At 74.5% G+C, this 863-nt stretch carries 1 protein-coding gene; it reads left to right on the forward strand.

Features of this window, described 5'->3' with window-relative positions:
• Window positions 1-406: 406 nt before the first annotated feature.
• A complete protein-coding gene (locus FV223_RS28795; RefSeq protein ID WP_147730017.1) occupies window positions 407-841 on the forward strand; it encodes a cupin domain-containing protein in 435 nt (144 codons plus the stop codon).
• The last annotated feature ends 22 nt before the right edge of the window (window positions 842-863 follow it).

Genomic DNA, 863 nt, shown 5'->3' on the forward strand with positions numbered 1-863 from the left:
GGCGAAACCCGCGCCGCGCAAGGATGCGGCCCCGAAGGCCCCGCCCGGCTTCCACGTCCCGCAGGGCGCCATCGCCGAGTAGGCGCGGGGTTCTGGCGGAGGCTCGCCGCGTTCTTCCCGCGCCTGACGCGGGTTGTCGTGCGCGCATCTCCGCAGGACGGCCCCGGATGGCTCGTTCGCGGTGCGGGACGGCCCCCTCTCCCGTCCGGGAGAGGGTTGGGGTGAGGGGTGCGACCTCGCCGGAAAGACCTGTCCCCTCGCCCTGTCCCTCTCCCGAACGGGAGAGGGGATCCGCGCCTCGCCGGCACGAGGCGCGGGTGCGACAGCCTTTTCGGCCGAGGCAAGCGCGTGCTGAATGTGCCACCACGGTCCCCGGACCGAGCCTGATCGAAGGATGCGAGGAACCATGGCGGAGATGACGGCGGCCGGGGTGATCGCGGCGCTCGGGCTTCGGCCCCACCCGGAGGGCGGGCATTACCGCGAGACCTTCCGCGATCCGAGCCTGGTCGCGGGCCGCTCGGTCGGCAGCGCGATCTACTACCTGCTCGACGTCGGCGAGGTCTCGGCCTGGCACCGCGTCGACGCCGCCGAGATCTGGCACTGGCACGCCGGTGCGCCGCTGGTGCTGACCGTGAGCCCGAACGGCCACGACGCCGCCGCCCACCATCTCGGCCCGGACCTGGCGCGCGGGCAGCGGCCGCAGCTGGTGGTCCCCGAGGGCCATTGGCAGACGGCGACCAGCCTCGGTGCCTGGACGCTGGTCGGCTGCACGGTCTCCCCCGCCTTCGACTTCGCCGGCTTCGAGATGGCCCCGCCTGACTGGCGCCCGACGCCGCGGTGACCCGGGCGCGTCCGGGCCGGGC

Origin of the sequence: Methylobacterium sp. WL116, assembly GCF_008039455.1 — a bacterium.
GTDB lineage: Bacteria > Pseudomonadota > Alphaproteobacteria > Rhizobiales > Beijerinckiaceae > Methylobacterium.

Bases quoted from the DNA above. Each gene is read 5' to 3' on its own strand.
- FV223_RS28795 (WP_147730017.1), top strand. From the start codon at position 407: ATGGCGGAGATGACGGCGGCCGGGGTGATCGCGGCGCTCGGGCTTCGG.